We start from the raw sequence: 16,650 nt of genomic DNA on the forward strand, positions 1-16,650 counted from the left end.
GCAAGATTGAAGCAGAGGAAGCCGTTGCAAGCGCGGGACCCACATGCAAACGTATTTTTCGTCGGCCTTATGGGAGCGGGTAAGACCACCGTGGGCCGTGCGGTCGCGCGTCGTCTCGACAGGACGTTCTTCGACTCCGACCACGAAATCGAGGCCCGTACGGGCGCGCGCATTCCGGTGATCTTCGAGCTGGAGGGCGAGGCCGGGTTTCGCGATCGCGAAACGCAGGTCATCGCCGATCTCACGCAGCGCGAGAACATCGTGCTCGCGACGGGCGGCGGCGCGGTGCTGCGCCCGGAAAATCGCGACTGCCTGAAAAGCAACGGTATCGTCGTCTACCTGCGCGCGAACCCGCACGACCTGTGGCTGCGCACGCGCAAGGACAAAAACCGCCCGCTGCTGCAGACCGAAGACCCGAAGGGGCGCCTCGAAGCGCTATATGAAGTGCGCGACCCGCTGTACCGCGAATGCGCGGATTTCGTCATCGAGACCGGCCGTCCGTCGGTCAACGGTCTCGTCAACATGGTGCTGATGCAACTCGAACTGGCGGGCGTCATCGCCAAGCCGCTACAAGCATGATTACTGTCAACGTCGACCTGGGCGACCGCGCCTACCCGATTCACATTGGCGCCGGCCTGATCGGCCGCGCCGAGCTGTTCGCGCCTCACATCAAGGGTTCTTCCGTCACGATCGTCACGAACACGACGGTCGATCCGCTCTACGGCGACGCGCTGCGCGCGGCGCTCGCGCCGCTCGGCAAGCGCGTGTCGACGGTCGTGCTGCCGGACGGCGAGGCGTACAAGAACTGGGAGACGCTGAACCTGATCTTCGACGGCCTGCTGACCGACCGCGCGGACCGCAAGACGACGCTCGTCGCGCTCGGCGGCGGCGTGATCGGCGACATGACGGGCTTTGCGGCCGCATGCTACATGCGCGGCGTGCCGTTCATCCAGGTGCCGACGACGCTGCTGTCGCAGGTCGATTCGTCGGTCGGTGGCAAGACGGGCATCAACCACCCGCTCGGCAAGAACATGATCGGCGCGTTCTACCAGCCGCAGGCCGTGATCGCGGACATCGGCGCGCTGACGACGCTGCCCGACCGTGAACTGGCGGCCGGTGTCGCCGAGATCATCAAGACCGGCGCGATCGCCGATGCGGCATTCTTCGACTGGATCGAGGCGAACGTCGACGCGCTGAACCGTCGCGACCCGGCGGCGCTCGCGCACGCGGTGAAGCGCTCGTGCGAGATCAAGGCGAGCGTGGTGGCGGCCGACGAACGCGAAGGCGGCCTGCGCGCGATCCTGAACTTCGGCCACACGTTCGGTCATGCGATCGAGGCCGGGCTCGGCTACGGCGAGTGGCTGCACGGCGAGGCGGTCGGCTGCGGGATGGTGATGGCGGGCGACCTGTCGGTGCGGCTCGGCCTGCTCGACGAAGCGTCGCGGCAGCGCCTCGATGCGGTGATCGCGGCTGCGCACCTGCCGACCCGCGGGCCCGCGCTCGGCGACGCGCGCTACATGGACCTGATGCGCGTCGACAAGAAGGCGGAGGCCGGCGCGATCAAGTTCATCCTGCTGAAGCGATTCGGCGATACGCTGATCACGCAGGCGCCGGACGAAGCCGTATTCGCTACACTGGCGCAGACGACGCGCTAACGGGCGGCCCGGATGCAACGGCGCCCCTGACATGGAGGAGACGTGAGCGAGACATCCAGCAGCACACTGCCCGAAGCCGGCCGCGTATCCGCTGCGCCGGTTGCCGAGCCGCCGACACTGGCGGCGCTGGAAGCCCATCTCGCTCCGTATGCCGCACACGCGTCGCAGTCGCGCGGCCGCCGCCATCCGGAAACACCACCGGCGGCGCGCACCGAATTCCAGCGCGACCGCGACCGCATCGTCCATTCGACCGCGTTTCGCCGGCTCGAATACAAGACACAGGTCTTCGTCAATCATGAAGGCGACCTGTTCCGCACGCGTCTCACGCACAGCCTCGAAGTCGCGCAGATCGCCCGCTCGGTCGCGCGCAACCTGCGCCTGAACGAGGATCTCGTCGAGGCGATCTCGCTCGCGCACGATCTCGGCCATACGCCGTTCGGCCATGCCGGGCAGGACGCGCTGAACGCCTGCATGCGCGAGCATGGCGGCTTCGAGCACAACCTGCAGAGCCTGGCGGTCGTCGACGAGCTCGAGGAGCACTACGGCGCGTTCAACGGGCTGAACCTGTGCTTCGAGACACGCGAAGGCATTCTGAAGCACTGCTCGCGCGAGAATGCGCGCAAGCTCGGTGCGCTCGGCGAGCGCTTCCTGCAGGGCCGCCAGCCGTCGCTCGAAGCGCAGCTTGCCAACATCGCGGACGAGATCGCGTACAACAACCACGACGTCGACGACGGCCTGCGTTCCGGCCTGATCACGATCGAGCAGCTCGCGGAAGTCGAGCTGTGGCAGCGCCACTACGAGGCGGCGCTCGCCGAGTTCCCGCACCTCGAAGGCCGCCGTCTCGTGCACGAGACGGTGCGTCGCATCATCAACACGCTGATCGTCGACCTGATCGACGAAACGACGCGCAATCTCGCGCGCGTCGCACCGGCGTCGCTCGACGACGTGCGCGCGGCGCCGCCGCTCGTGTCGCACAGCGAATCCGTTGCCGCCCAGGCGGCCGCCCTCAAGCGTTTCCTCTTCAAGAACCTCTATCGCCACTACAAGGTGATGCGCATGGCGAGCAAGGCGCAGCGCGTCGTCACCGGACTGTTCGATGCGTTCATCGACGATCCGCGGCTGCTGCCGCCGCCGTACCAGTCCGACGACGCCGCGCAGCAGCCGCGCCTCGTCGCGCACTACATCGCCGGCATGACCGACCGCTTCGCGCTGAAGGAGTATCAGCGCCTGTTCGTCATCAACGACAACTGACTGTCACAAACGATCACTAGACTTCGCCGGTTCAATGGCGATGGGAATGTTGCACACGCTGTTGGTAACGTTTTCATAGGAGAGAGGTCGATGAAGAAGAAGCCTGCGGGGACACTGGTTCGTTCGATCGCGCTCGGCGGCGCGCTGATGTTCGGGGTGCAGCACGTGGCGCTCGCCGCGACGGAAATCCAGTTCTGGCATGCGATGGAGGCCGCGCTCGGCGAGCGGGTCAACGCGATCGCCGACCAGTTCAACGCGTCGCAGAGCGACTACAAGATCGTGCCGGTCTTCAAGGGCACCTACGACCAGGCGCTCGCGGCCGGCATCGCGGCCTACCGCAGCGGCAATGCGCCGGCGATCCTCCAGGTCTATGAAGTCGGCACGGCCACGATGATGCAGGCGAAGAAGGCCGTCGTGCCCGTCTACGACGTGTTCAGGCAGGCCGGCGTGCCGCTCGACGAAAAGGCGTTCGTGCCGACCATCGCGAGCTACTACAGCGACGCGAAGACGGGCCATCTCGTGTCGATGCCGTTCAACAGCTCGACGCCGGTGCTGTACTACAACAAGGACGCGTTCAAGAAGGCCGGGCTCGATCCGAACCAGCCGCCGAAGACGTGGGCCGACGTGAAGGACGATGCCGAGAAACTGCGCAAGTCGGGGATGGCGTGCGGCTTCACGACCGGCTGGCAGGGCTGGATCCAGCTCGAAAACTACAGCGCGTGGCATGCACTGCCGTTCGCGAGCCGCAACAACGGCTTCGACGGTACGGACGCCGTGCTCGAATTCAACAAGCCGCAGCAGATCGCGCACGTGTCGTTCCTGCAGCAGATGGCGAAGGACGGCACGTTCACGTACGCGGGCCGCAAGGACGAAGCATCGGCGAAGTTCTACAGCGGCGACTGCGGGATCATGACGACGTCGTCGGGCGCGCTCGCGAACCTGCAGAAGTTCGCGAAGTTCAGCTTCGGCACGGGCATGATGCCGTACGACGCGAACGTGAAGGGCGCGCCGCAGAACGCGATCATCGGCGGCGCGAGCCTGTGGGTGCTGGCGGGCAAGGATCCGGCGACCTACAAGGGCGTCGCGAAATTCCTCGCGTTTCTCGCATCGCCGGCCGTCGCCGCGAAGTGGCATCAGGACACGGGTTACCTGCCGGTCACCAAGGCGGCATACGACCTGACGCGCGAACAGGGCTTCTACGCGAAGAACCCGAGCGCCGAAACCGCGATCAAGCAGATGCTGAACAAGCCGCCGCTGCCGTACACGAAGGGGCTGCGCCTGGGCAACATGCCGCAGATCCGCACGGTCGTCGACGAGGAGTTCGAACAGGTCTGGGCGCAGAAGAAATCGCCGAAGGACGCGCTCGATTCGGCGGCCTCGCGCGGCAACGAGCTGCTGCGCCGCTTCGAGAAGTCGGGCAGCTGAGCGCGCATCGCGTTCGTGCCGCCGGCCGCGCCGCGCAAGCGTGCGGGCCGGCCGGCGGCGCGGTTTCCTTTCCGTTTCGCCTGACCGGATATCCGCGATGCAATCCCGTTCCCGTTTCGGCACGAGCCTGCTGCCGTACCTGCTGATCGCGCCGCAACTCGCGATCACCGCCGTGTTCTTCCTGTGGCCGGCCGGCGTCGCGCTATGGCAGTCGACGCAGATGCAGGACGCGTTCGGCACGTCGAGTGAATTCGTCGGCTTCGCGAACTTCACGCACCTGTTCGCCGATCCGCTGTATCTCGATTCGTTCCGCACGACGCTTGTGTTCAGCACGCTCGTCACGGTGAGCGGGCTCGTCGTGTCGCTGCTGCTCGCCGCGTGCGCGGACCGCGTGACCCGTGGCGCGCGCACATATCGCACGTTGTTGATCTGGCCGTACGCGGTCGCGCCGACGATCGCCGCCGTGCTGTGGGCGTTCCTGTTCAATCCGAGCATCGGCCTGATCACCTATGCGCTCGCGAAGGGCGGCATCGTGTGGAATCACGCGCTGAACGGCGGGCAGGCGATGTTCCTCGTCGTGCTCGCGTCGGTGTGGAAGCAGGTGAGCTACAACTTCCTGTTCTTCTACGCGGGCCTGCAGGCGATTCCGCGTTCGCTGATCGAGGCGGCGGCGATCGACGGCGCGGGGCCGGTGCGACGCTTCTTCAATCTCGTGCTGCCGCTGCTGTCGCCCACCAGTTTCTTCCTGCTGGTCGTCAACCTCGTCTATTCGTTCTTCGACACGTTCCCGGTGATCGACGCGGCCACCGGCGGCGGCCCCGCGCAGAGCACGAAGACGCTGATCTACAAGATCTACGCGGAAGGCTTCCAGGGGCTCGACATCGGCAGCTCCGGCGCGCAGTCGGTCGTACTGATGATCATCGTCGTCGGGCTCACGGTGATCCAGTTCCGTTTCGTCGAACGCAGGGTGCAATACGCATGATCGAAAATCGCAAGGGTTTCGACCTGTTCTGCCACGCGGTGCTGATCGCGGGCGTCGTGCTGATCGTGTTCCCCGTCTACGTCGCGTTCTGTGCGGCGACGATGAGCGCGCAGGAAGTGCTCACGGTGCCGCTGTCGCTCGTGCCGAGCACGCACCTGTTCGAGAACATCGCCTATATCTGGGGCCACGGCAGCGGCGCCGCGACGGCGCCGTTCGGCCGCCTGCTCGTCAACAGCTTCGCGATGGCGCTCGGCATCTCGGTCGGCAAGATCGCGGTGTCGATCCTGTCCGCGTACGCGATCGTCTATTTCCGCTTCCCGTTTCGCAACACGGCGTTCTGGCTGATCTTCGTCACGTTGATGCTGCCGGTGGAAGTGCGGATCTTCCCGACCGTGCAGGTCGTGTCGACGCTGCACCTGACGAACACCTATGCCGGACTGACGCTGCCGCTGATCGCGTCGGCCACCGCGACGTTCCTGTTCCGGCAGTTCTTCATGACGCTGCCCGACGAACTGATGGACGCCGCGCGCATCGACGGCGCGGGGCCGATGCGCTTCTTCTGGGACGTCGTGCTGCCGCTGTCGAAGACGAGCATCGCGGCGCTGTTCGTGATCACGTTCATCTATGGCTGGAGCCAGTACCTGTGGCCGATCCTGATCACGACGGAGGCATCGCTGTCGACGGCGGTGGTGGGCATCAAGATGATGATCGCGAGCGGCGACGCCGCGACCGAATGGCAATACGTGATGGCGGCGACGCTGCTGGCGATGATTCCGCCGCTCGTCGTCGTGCTGGCGATGCAGCGCTGGTTCGTGCGCGGCCTCGTCGATTCCGAGAAATGAACCACGGACGGTAACCGGGAGAAGGACCAGGTATGGCTGCGCTGAGCTTGAAGGGCGTCAGGAAATCCTACGACGGCAAGCAGCACGTGCTGCATGGCATCGACGTGGAGATCGCCGACGGCGAATTCATCGTGCTGGTCGGCCCGTCGGGCTGCGGCAAGTCGACGTTGCTGCGGATGATCGCGGGGCTCGAGACGGTGACGGACGGCGAGATCGCGATCGGCGAGCGCGTCGTCAACACGCTGGAGCCGAAGGATCGCGACATCGCGATGGTGTTCCAGAACTATGCGCTGTATCCGCACATGACGGTCGCGCAGAACATGGGCTACGGGCTGAAGATCCGCGGGATCGAGCGCGCGACGATCGACTCGCGGGTGGCGGCGGCCGCGAAGATCCTCGAACTCGAGCCGCTGCTCGCGCGGCGCCCGCGCGAGCTGTCGGGCGGCCAGCGGCAGCGCGTCGCGATGGGGCGCGCGATCGTGCGCGAGCCGTCGGTGTTCCTGTTCGACGAGCCGTTGTCGAACCTCGACGCGAAATTGCGCGTGCAGATGCGGCTCGAGATCCAGCGGCTGCATGCGCGGCTCGCGACGACGAGCGTCTACGTGACGCACGACCAGATCGAGGCGATGACGCTCGCGCAGCGCGTGATCGTGATGAACCGCGGCTACGCGGAGCAGATCGGCGCGCCGGTCGACGTGTACGAGAAGCCGGCAACGGTGTTCGTCGCGGGCTTCATCGGCTCGCCCGCGATGAACCTGATGCACGGCCGGCTGTCGGACGACGGCGCGACGTTTACGGTCGCGGGCGGCGGCCCCGCGCTGCCGGTCGCCGGTTCGCCCGGCATCGGCGCCGAGATCGCTACCGGGCGCGACTGGGTGCTCGGCGTGCGTCCGGAGCACATGACACCGCAGCCGGGCGTCGCGCAGGCGACGCTGCCGGTCGACTCGTGCGAGCTGCTCGGCGCGGACAACCTCGCGCACGGCCGCTGGGGCAACCACGACGTCGCGGTGCGCCTGCCGCACGCGGACCGCCCCGCGCGCGGCACGGCGCTGGCCGCCGCACTGCCCGCGCACCGGCTGCATTTCTTCGATCCGGAGACCGGCAAGCGTGCCGGCTGAACCTGCTGCACCTGCCGGGAGACCGACGATGACAACCCGTACCGACTGGCCCTATCCGCGCGTCGTCGCCCATCGCGGCGGCGGCACGCTCGCGCCGGAGAACACGCTCGCCGCGCTCGACGAGGGCGCGCGCCGTGGCCACCGGATGGTCGAATTCGACGCGAAGCTGTCGGCCGACGACGTGACGTTCCTGCTGCACGACGACACGGTCGACCGGACGTCGAACGGTCACGGGCCGGCGGCGGGCATGCGATACGAGGCGCTGGCCGCACTCGATGCCGGCGCGTGGCGCGACGCGCGCTTCGCGGGCGAGCGGATGCCGACGCTCGAGGCGGCGGCGGCGCGCTGCATCGCGCACGGGCTGGCCGCCAACGTCGAGATCAAGCCGTGCCCGGGGCGCGAGCGCGAGACCGGGCAGCGCGTGGCGGCCGACGCGGCCGCGTACTGGCGCGATGCCGCGGTGGCGCCGCTCTTGTCGTCGTTCTCGTTCGATGCGCTGCAACAGGCACGCGCGACGGCGCCGGCGCTGCCGCGCGGGATGCTTTACGAGGCCGTGCCGGACGACTGGCATGCGCAGGTTGTCGGCGCGCTCGGCTGCGTTTCGTTGCATGCAGACCACAAACGGCTGGATGAACCGCTCGTGCGCGCGATCAAGGCGGCCGGCCTGCGCATCCTGGTTTACACGGTGAACGACCTCGAACGGGCTCGCGAACTTGCGCGTTGGGGTGTCGACGCGGTCTGCACGGACCGGATCGACCTGATTGCCCCCGATGCGCTGGACGACATCGCGTAGCGGAATGCCCCCGCGCGACGGCGCGTACGGGAAGACCCTGAGACAAAAAAACGACGCCCCGGCGGGATTTCCGCCGGGGCGTTTTACATCGTGGAGACGTTACGTCAGGAAAAATCCGCTACAAATTGCAGCAGGATTAACCATTCCCCAAATATTCGACTACGCTTAGAAGCGGTAGCCGACGTTCAGGTACGTGACGATCGGGTTCAGCGAGATGTGAGCCTTCGACGTTTCGGTCAGCGTGCCGACCTGGGTGCGCTTGGCCGTCGTGAAGGTCGCGGTCACGCTCACCGGGATGTACGACATCGAGAAGCCGGCGAACCAGTGTTTCGTGAAGTTGTACGTGAAGCCGGCGTTGAAGACGGGCGCCCACTGGTTGCTGGTCTGCGCGTTGGTCGGGCCGCCGAGCACGCCGTTCTCGAATGCGCTGTTCGTGATCTTTGCGCCGGTGAACCAGATGTACGAAGCGCCGATGCCGACATACGGACGGAACTTCGCGTTGGCGTCGTTGAAGTAGTACTTCAGGAGGAGCGCGGGGCTCCACTGGTACGCACGGCCGAGCGTACCGAAACGCGAGAACTGGCCCTTGCCGGTGATGTCGAACTTCGGCGGGATGCCGGCGATGAACTCGGTAGCGATGTGGTCGGTCACGAAGTAACCGGTTGCCAGTGCGAGCGTGTCGGCGTCGCTGATGCCGGCGCCGGTGTTGGGAACCGACTGGTTGATCGGCGTGCCGCCTACGCCGTACAGGAACAGCGGGTCGCTGCTGTCCTGCGGCGCAAGGTGCAGCCAGCCGGTGCTGACGTAGAAATCACCTGCGGATTGTGCATGTGCCGTACCGCCCGCAAACGTAAATGCGAGCGCTGCAGCCCCCGTAATGGCCAGTTTTCGTTTCATTGTGTCTCCTCCGATCTAAGGCGTGCTCATTATGACGACTGCGTTTAAAACCAAACAAGCTCGTAAGTTAGAGTTTTCACCCTAGGATTAGTACGACCGTACGCATCCGCGCACCGACAGGACGGGCATTCTGTGCAAGTGCGCATTTCCGGACCCTCGGGTATTTCCTAACGCGTTCAAACGGACATTCAGCATGGCACGGTTAGCACGACTCTACGTTCCCGACCAGCCGCAGCACGTGATACTGCGCGGCCTGGATCAGCAACCCGCGTTCGTCGACGACCAGGACTACGAACTCTTCATCGATTGCCTGAAGGCCGCCGCGCGCGATCATCACCTGTCGGTGCACGCCTACGTGCTGCTGCCGCGCCAGGTGCAACTGCTCGTCACGCCGAGCGACGAGGCGAGCCTGCCGAAAGCGATGCAGGCTGTCGGCCGCCGCTACGTCGCGCATTTCAACCGGCGCTATTCGCGGCGCGGCACCCTGTGGGAAGGCCGCTATCGCGCGACCGTGATCGAGGGCGAGCGCTATTTCCTGCTCGCGAGCCGCGTCGTCGAGATGAGCCCGGTGCGCGCGCAGCTGGTCGCGACGCCGGAGGCCTATCGCTGGTCGAGCTACCGGCATCACGTCGGGCTCACCGTCGACAGCCTGATCACCGACCATCCGCTCTACTGGGCGCTCGGCAATACGCCGTTCGACCGCCAGCGCGCGTACAAGGAGCTGTGTGAGCAGCCGCTCGACGAGCGGCAGGCCGACCAGCTGCAGCAGGCGACGCTGAAAGGCTGGGTGCTCGGCGGCGAGAACTATCGCGAGTGGGCGGCGCGCACGGCGAACCGGCGCGTGTCGCCGCTGCCGCGCGGACGCCCCAGAAAGGTGCGCGAGAACACGCCGCCGATCCAGCAGTAACGCCGGAAAGGCGGGCCAGAAGCGGCGCTGCGGGCGTCGCTTCTTTTTGCACCAAAACGATACGGCCCCAATAAAACGGCACCAGATCGAAGCATTCGTTTAATTGGGGTTCGATCAAGCGGTTTTTGTTGCTATTCCCTTGATTCGTCGCGTATATTCCGAATTCCGGTGGCCCGGGCGAAGCATGCCCACCCACTGTCGGCCGCGCCGTCTCCCGTCGGGAGCGGGATCGACGGCAACAAGAAAATGGTTCAACGGCCTCCAGGCCCCCTTTACGACGGTGTCCCCATGAACGACCACCAGCAGCCGCTCGCCGCGGTGCCCGCCGCACAAGGTCTGTATGACCCGCAAAACGAACACGACGCCTGCGGCGTCGGCTTCGTCGCTCACATCAAGGGCAAGAAGAGCCACGAGATCATTCAGCAGGGTCTGAAGATCCTCGAGAACCTCGATCACCGTGGCGCGGTCGGTGCCGATCCGCTGATGGGCGACGGCGCGGGCATCCTGATCCAGATTCCGGACGCGTTCTATCGCGAGGAAATGGCGAAGCAGGGCGTGAACCTGCCGCCGGCCGGCGAATATGGGGTCGGTATGATCTTCCTGCCGAAGGAAAACGCATCGCGTCTCGCGTGCGAGCAGGAGCTCGAGCGCACGGTGAAGGCCGAAGGCCAGGTCGTGCTCGGCTGGCGCGACGTGCCGGTCGACCACGCGATGCCGATTTCGCCGACCGTGAAGGCGAGCGAGCCGCTGATCCGTCAGATCTTCATCGGCCGCGGCAAGGACATCATGGTGACGGACGCGCTCGAGCGGAAGCTGTACGTGATCCGCAAGACGGCCAGCCACCGCATCCAGGCGCTGAAGCTCAAGCACGGCAAGGAATACTTCGTGCCGTCGATGTCGGCGCGCACGATCGTCTACAAGGGGCTGCTGCTCGCGGGCCAGGTCGGCGTGTACTACCGCGACCTGCAGGACGCGCGCGTCGTGTCGGCGCTCGCGCTCGTGCACCAGCGCTTCTCGACCAACACGTTCCCGGCATGGGAGCTGGCTCACCCGTACCGGATGATCGCTCACAACGGCGAGATCAACACCGTGAAGGGCAACGTGAACTGGCTGAACGCGCGTACCGGCGCGATCGCGTCGCACGTGCTCGCCGACGATCTTCCGAAGCTGTGGCCGCTGATCTACCCGGGCCAGTCCGATACGGCGTCTTTCGACAACTGTCTCGAACTGCTGGTGATGGCCGGCTACCCGCTCGTGCACGCGGTGATGATGATGATCCCGGAAGCGTGGGAACAGCACACGCTGATGGACGAGAACCGCCGCGCGTTCTACGAATACCACGCCGCGATGATGGAGCCGTGGGACGGCCCGGCCGCGATCGCGTTCACCGACGGCCGCCAGATCGGCGCGACGCTCGACCGTAACGGCCTGCGTCCGGCGCGCTACATCGTGACCGACGACGACCTCGTCATCATGGCGTCGGAAGCCGGCACGCTGCCGATCCCCGAATCGAAGATCGTCAAGAAGTGGCGCCTGCAGCCGGGCAAGATGTTCCTGATCGACATGGAACACGGCCGCATCATCGACGACAAGGAGCTCAAGGACAACCTCGCGAACGCGAAGCCGTACAAGAGCTGGATCGACGCGGTGCGCATCAAGCTCGACGAGATCGAGCCGAAGGCCGAGGAAGTCGCGGCCGGCCGTACGCAGGGCGCCGCGCTGCTCGACCGCCAGCAGGCGTTCGGCTATACGCAGGAAGACCTGAAGTTCCTGATGGCGCCGATGGCGCAGCAGGGCGAAGAGGCCGTCGGTTCGATGGGCAACGACTCGCCGCTCGCGGTGATGTCGAACAAGAACAAGACGCTCTATCACTACTTCAAGCAGCTGTTCGCGCAGGTCACGAACCCGCCGATCGACCCGATCCGCGAGAACATGGTCATGTCGCTCGTGTCGTTCATCGGCCCGAAGCCGAACCTGCTCGACACGAACAACATCAACCCGCCGATGCGTCTCGAAGTGTCGCAGCCGGTGCTCGACTTCAAGGACATCGCGAAGATCCGCGCGATCGACCAGTACACGGGCGGCAAGTTCAGCGCATACGAACTGAACATCTGCTATCCCGTCGCCTGGGGCAAGGAAGGCATCGAGGCGCGTCTCGCGTCGCTGTGCGCGGAAGCCGTCGACGCGGTGAAGTCGGGCTACAACATGCTGATCGTGTCCGACCGCAAGACGGACGCCGAGCATGTCGCGATCCCGGCGCTGCTCGCCACGTCGGCGATCCACACGCACCTCGTCCAGCAAGGGCTGCGCACGAGCACGGGCCTCGTCGTCGAGACGGGCTCCGCACGTGAGACGCACCACTTCGCGCTGCTCGCGGGCTACGGCGCGGAAGCCGTGCACCCGTACCTCGCGATGGAAACGCTCGCGAAGATGGCCGAAGGCCTGCCGGGCGACCTGTCGCCGGAGAAGGCCGTCTACAACTTCACGAAGGCGGTCGGCAAGGGCCTGCAGAAGGTGATGTCGAAGATGGGCATCTCGACGTACATGTCGTACACGGGCGCGCAGATCTTCGAAGCGCTCGGCCTGTCGAGCGACCTCGTCGAGAAGTACTTCAAGGGCACGGCGTCGAAGGTCGGCGGCATCGGCCTGTTCGAAGTCGCGGAAGAAGCGATCCGCCTGCACCGCGACGCATTCGGCGACAACCCGGTCCTGCGCGACATGCTCGACGCGGGCGGCGAGTACGCGTACCGCGTGCGCGGCGAAGACCACATGTGGACGCCGGATTCGATCGCGAAGCTCCAGCACGCGACGCGCAGCAACTCGTACCAGACGTACAAGGAATACGCGCACCTGATCAACGACCAGACCAAGCGTCACATGACGTTCCGCGGCCTGTTCGAGTTCAAGGTCGAGCCGACCAAGGCGATCCCGATCGACGACGTCGAGCCGGCGAAGGACATCGTCAAGCGCTTTGCGACGGGCGCGATGTCGCTCGGTTCGATCAGCACCGAAGCGCACGCGACGCTCGCGATCGCGATGAACCGGATCGGCGGCAAGTCGAACACCGGCGAAGGCGGCGAGGACGAGAAGCGTTACCGCAACGAGCTGCGCGGCATTCCGATCAAGTCGGGCGAGACGCTGAAGTCGGTGATCGGCGACGAGATCGTCAGCGACATTCCGCTGAAGGACGGCGATTCGCTGCGCTCGAAGATCAAGCAGGTCGCGTCGGGCCGCTTCGGCGTCACCGCCGAGTACCTGGCATCGGCCGACCAGATCCAGATCAAGATGGCGCAGGGCGCGAAGCCGGGCGAAGGCGGCCAGCTGCCGGGCCACAAGGTGTCCGAGTACATCGGCAAGCTGCGTTACTCGGTGCCGGGTGTCGGCCTGATCTCGCCGCCGCCGCACCACGACATCTACTCGATCGAGGATCTGGCGCAGCTGATCCACGACCTGAAGAACGTGAACCCGAGCTCGAGCATCTCGGTGAAGCTCGTGTCGGAAGTGGGCGTGGGCACGGTCGCGGCCGGTGTCGCGAAGGCGAAGGCCGATCACGTCGTGATCGCCGGCCATGACGGCGGCACGGGTGCGTCGCCGCTGTCGTCGGTGAAGCACGCGGGCACGCCGTGGGAACTCGGCCTCGCCGAAACGCAGCAGACGCTGGTGCTGAACCGCCTGCGCGGCCGGATCCGCGTGCAGGCCGACGGCCAGATGAAGACGGGCCGCGACGTCGTGATCGGCGCGCTGCTCGGCGCGGACGAATTCGGCTTCGCGACGGCACCGCTCGTCGTCGAGGGCTGCATCATGATGCGCAAGTGCCACCTGAACACGTGCCCGGTCGGCGTCGCGACGCAGGATCCGGTGCTGCGTGCGAAGTTCAAGGGCCAGCCCGAGCACGTCGTGAACTACTTCTTCTTCGTCGCCGAGGAAGTGCGCGAGATCATGGCGCAGCTCGGCGTCGCGAAGTTCGACGACCTGATCGGCCGCGCCGATCTGCTCGACACCCGCAAGGGCATCGAGCACTGGAAGGCGAAGGGCCTCGACTTCTCGCGCGTGTTCTACCAGCCGGAAGAGTGCGAGGACGTCGCACCGCGTCACGTCGACGTGCAGGATCACGGCCTCGAGCGCGCACTCGACCACGTGCTGATCGAGAAGGCGAAGGCGGCGATCGAGAACGGCGAGCACGTGTCGTTCATCCAGCCGGTGCGCAACGTGAACCGCACGGTCGGCGCGATGCTGTCGGGCGTGATCGCGAAGAAGCACGGCCACGAAGGCCTGGCCGACGACGCGGTGCACATCCAGCTGAAGGGCACGGCCGGCCAGAGCTTCGGCGCGTTCCTCGCGAAGGGCGTGACGCTCGACCTCGTCGGCGACGGCAACGACTACGTCGGCAAGGGCCTGTCGGGCGGCCGGATCATCATCCGTCCGACCAACGACTTCCGCGGCAAGTCCGAGGAAAACATCATCTGCGGCAACACGGTGATGTACGGCGCGATCGAAGGCGAATCGTTCTTCCGCGGCGTCGCGGGCGAGCGCTTCTGCGTGCGCAACTCGGGCGCGACGGCGGTCGTCGAAGGCACGGGCGACCACGGCTGCGAATACATGACGGGCGGTACGGTCGTCGTGCTCGGCGAGACCGGGCGCAACTTCGCGGCCGGCATGTCGGGCGGTCTCGCGTACATCTACGATCCGGAAGGCACGTTCGCGGCGAAGTGCAACAAGTCGATGGTCGCGCTCGAGCCGGTGCTGCAGCAGGCCGAGCAGGAGCGCACGGTCGACCGCGCACTCTGGCACGCAGGCACGACGGACGAAGCGCTGCTCAAGGGGCTCGTCGAGCGTCATTTCCAGTTCACGGGTTCGCCGCGCGCGAAGTCGCTGCTGGAAAACTGGGACGCGGCGCGCCGCCAGTTCGTGAAGGTGTTCCCGCACGAATACAAGCGCGCGCTGGGCGAGATCGGTGCGAAGAAGGCGGCGAAGGAAGAACTGGCCGCCTGAGCGACGAACGACATAGCGAATGCCGCGCGCGCCTGACGGCCGCGCGCGGCTCCCCCACCCGATACACCGAACAGAAGAGCACCTTATGGGCAAGGCAACCGGTTTTCTGGAGTTCGAACGCCGCCACGAGGCGTACGAAGCACCGCTCACGCGCGTGAAGCACTACAAGGAATTCGTCGCGGCACTGACCGACGCGGACGCGAAGGTCCAGGGCGCGCGCTGCATGGATTGCGGCATCCCGTTCTGCAACAACGGCTGCCCGGTCAACAACATCATTCCGGATTTCAACGATCTCGTTTACCGCCAGGACTGGCAGCAGGCGATCGAAGTCCTGCACTCGACCAACAACTTCCCGGAGTTCACGGGCCGCATCTGCCCGGCGCCGTGCGAGGCGGCGTGCACGCTCGGGATCAACAACGACCCGGTCGGCATCAAGTCGATCGAGCACGCGATCATCGACAAGGCCTGGGCGGAAGGCTGGGTGAAGCCGCTGCCGGCCGAGCACAAGACGGGCAAGAAGGTTGCGGTCGTCGGTTCGGGCCCCGCGGGCCTCGCCGCCGCGCAGCAGCTCGCGCGCGCGGGCCACGACGTGACGGTGTTCGAGAAGAACGATCGTGTCGGCGGCCTGCTGCGTTACGGGATCCCCGACTTCAAGCTCGAGAAGTGGCTGATCGACCGCCGCATGCGCCAGATGGAAGCGGAAGGCGTGACGTTCCGCACCAGCGTGTTCATCGGCAAGGATCCGCTGCCCGAGTCGATCGGCAGCCTCGCGAAGGAAACCATTTCTCCGGACACGCTGAAGGAAGAATTCGACGCGGTCGTGATCGCGGGCGGTTCGGAAACGCCGCGCGACCTGCCGGTGCCGGGCCGCGAGCTCGCCGGCGTGCATTACGCGATGGACTTCCTGCCGCAGCAGAACCGCGTGAACGCGGGCGACAAGCTCGCCGACCAGTTGCTCGCGAAGGGCAAGCACGTGATCGTGATCGGCGGCGGCGATACGGGTTCGGACTGCGTCGGCACGTCGAACCGTCACGGCGCGAAGCAGGTCACGCAGTTCGAGCTGCTGCCGCAGCCGCCGGAAGAGGAGAACAAGCCGCTCGTGTGGCCGTACTGGCCGATCAAGCTGCGCACGTCGTCGTCGCACGAGGAAGGCTGCGAGCGCGACTGGGCGGTCGCGACGAAGCGTCTCGAAGGCAAGAACGGCAAGGTCGAGAAGCTGATCGCCGCGCGCGTCGAGTGGAAGGACGGCAAGATGCAGGAAGTGCCGGGCTCGGAGTTCGAACTGAAGGCCGATCTCGTCCTGCTCGCGATGGGCTTCACACAGCCGGCGGCGCCGGTGCTCGAAGCGTTCGGCGTCGCGAAGGACGCGCGCGGCAACGCGCGTGCGGCGACCGAAGGCGATCGCTCGTACTACACGTCGGTCGACAAGGTGTTCGCCGCAGGCGACATGCGTCGCGGCCAGTCGCTCGTGGTGTGGGCGATCCGCGAAGGCCGCCAGTGCGCGCGCTCGGTCGATGCGTACCTGATGGGGCATTCGAACCTGCCGCGCTGAGCTGAATATCGCGAGCGGGTTTCGACGAAAGCCGGGCGTCCGAAAGGGCGCCCGGTATTTTTATGGCCGGCGCCAGCCGGGGCGCGCCGGTTTCGCGTGCGAGACGGCGCCGTCCGATCGGGCTGCCTTGCCGTGCCGACACGCATCATTTTCGCGAAGCGTCGTCTAACCTGATGACATCCGGATGCGATTTCTCGTCATCCCAAATCCTTTCGTTTTGTAATGTTCCTTGGAAA

The 16,650-nt window shown here is 65.9% G+C and carries 12 protein-coding genes; 11 read left to right on the forward strand and 1 reads right to left on the reverse strand.

Going from position 1 to position 16,650, the window contains the following annotated elements; genetic code table 11:
- Positions 1-24: 24 nt before the first annotated feature.
- From aroK to ugpQ, 8 genes are all read left to right on the forward strand, one after another.
- Positions 25-579 carry a shikimate kinase AroK gene (gene aroK, locus ACTJLD_RS33155; RefSeq protein ID WP_027788566.1) on the forward strand — a complete coding sequence of 185 codons (555 nt, stop codon included), beginning with the start codon at positions 25-27 and terminating at the stop codon, positions 577-579.
- Positions 576-1,655: a 3-dehydroquinate synthase gene (gene aroB, locus ACTJLD_RS33160; protein ID WP_027788565.1), complete on the forward strand. Its 1,080-nt coding sequence runs from the start codon at positions 576-578 to the stop codon at positions 1,653-1,655. Before aroK ends, aroB begins: the two co-directional genes overlap by 4 nt.
- 42 nt (positions 1,656-1,697) lie before the next feature.
- The gene (locus ACTJLD_RS33165) at positions 1,698-2,906 is read left to right on the forward strand and encodes a deoxyguanosinetriphosphate triphosphohydrolase (RefSeq protein WP_021162708.1); all 1,209 of its coding nucleotides are present in this window, start codon (positions 1,698-1,700) and stop codon (positions 2,904-2,906) included.
- Positions 2,907-2,996: 90 nt separating this feature from the next.
- Entirely contained in the window at positions 2,997-4,331 is a 1,335-nt protein-coding gene (gene ugpB, locus ACTJLD_RS33170) for a sn-glycerol-3-phosphate ABC transporter substrate-binding protein UgpB (RefSeq protein WP_048025746.1), read from the forward strand.
- A gap of 97 nt (positions 4,332-4,428) precedes the next feature.
- Complete coding sequence (gene ugpA, locus ACTJLD_RS33175; RefSeq protein WP_027788563.1) at positions 4,429-5,313, forward strand: sn-glycerol-3-phosphate ABC transporter permease UgpA; 885 nt, start codon at positions 4,429-4,431, stop codon at positions 5,311-5,313.
- Positions 5,310-6,155, forward strand: a complete 846-nt coding sequence (gene ugpE, locus ACTJLD_RS33180; protein WP_027788562.1) for a sn-glycerol-3-phosphate ABC transporter permease UgpE — start codon at positions 5,310-5,312, stop codon at positions 6,153-6,155. The genes ugpA and ugpE overlap by 4 nt, the downstream gene beginning before the upstream one ends.
- Positions 6,156-6,187: 32 nt before the next feature.
- Positions 6,188-7,273 carry a sn-glycerol-3-phosphate import ATP-binding protein UgpC gene (locus ACTJLD_RS33185; RefSeq protein WP_042977269.1) on the forward strand — a complete coding sequence of 362 codons (1,086 nt, stop codon included), beginning with the start codon at positions 6,188-6,190 and terminating at the stop codon, positions 7,271-7,273.
- 28 nt (positions 7,274-7,301) lie between these two features.
- Positions 7,302-8,066 carry a glycerophosphodiester phosphodiesterase gene (ugpQ, locus tag ACTJLD_RS33190; protein ID WP_059698125.1) on the forward strand — a complete coding sequence of 255 codons (765 nt, stop codon included), beginning with the start codon at positions 7,302-7,304 and terminating at the stop codon, positions 8,064-8,066.
- A gap of 165 nt (positions 8,067-8,231) precedes the next feature.
- Here ugpQ and ACTJLD_RS33195 read toward each other — a convergent pair whose 3' ends face one another.
- Complete coding sequence (locus ACTJLD_RS33195) at positions 8,232-8,963, reverse strand: OmpW/AlkL family protein (RefSeq protein ID WP_059698123.1); 732 nt, start codon at positions 8,961-8,963, stop codon at positions 8,232-8,234.
- A 193-nt stretch (positions 8,964-9,156) separates the two neighbouring features.
- Between ACTJLD_RS33195 and ACTJLD_RS33200 the strand changes: the two genes are divergently transcribed.
- The 3 genes from ACTJLD_RS33200 to ACTJLD_RS33210 all read left to right on the forward strand — a co-directional run bounded on the left by ACTJLD_RS33200 (position 9,157) and on the right by ACTJLD_RS33210 (position 16,414).
- On the forward strand, positions 9,157-9,870 hold the full coding sequence (locus ACTJLD_RS33200) for a transposase (RefSeq protein ID WP_006477151.1): 714 nt from the start codon (positions 9,157-9,159) through the stop codon (positions 9,868-9,870).
- Positions 9,871-10,158: 288 nt separating this feature from the next.
- On the forward strand, positions 10,159-14,862 hold the full coding sequence (locus tag ACTJLD_RS33205; RefSeq protein ID WP_027788558.1) for a glutamate synthase-related protein: 4,704 nt from the start codon (positions 10,159-10,161) through the stop codon (positions 14,860-14,862).
- 85 nt (positions 14,863-14,947) lie between these two features.
- A complete protein-coding gene (locus ACTJLD_RS33210; protein ID WP_021162703.1) occupies positions 14,948-16,414 on the forward strand; it encodes a glutamate synthase subunit beta in 1,467 nt (488 codons plus the stop codon).
- Positions 16,415-16,650: the final 236 nt, after the last annotated feature.

This window comes from Burkholderia sp. 22088, from assembly GCF_052045915.1.
Classification (GTDB): domain Bacteria; phylum Pseudomonadota; class Gammaproteobacteria; order Burkholderiales; family Burkholderiaceae; genus Burkholderia; species Burkholderia cepacia.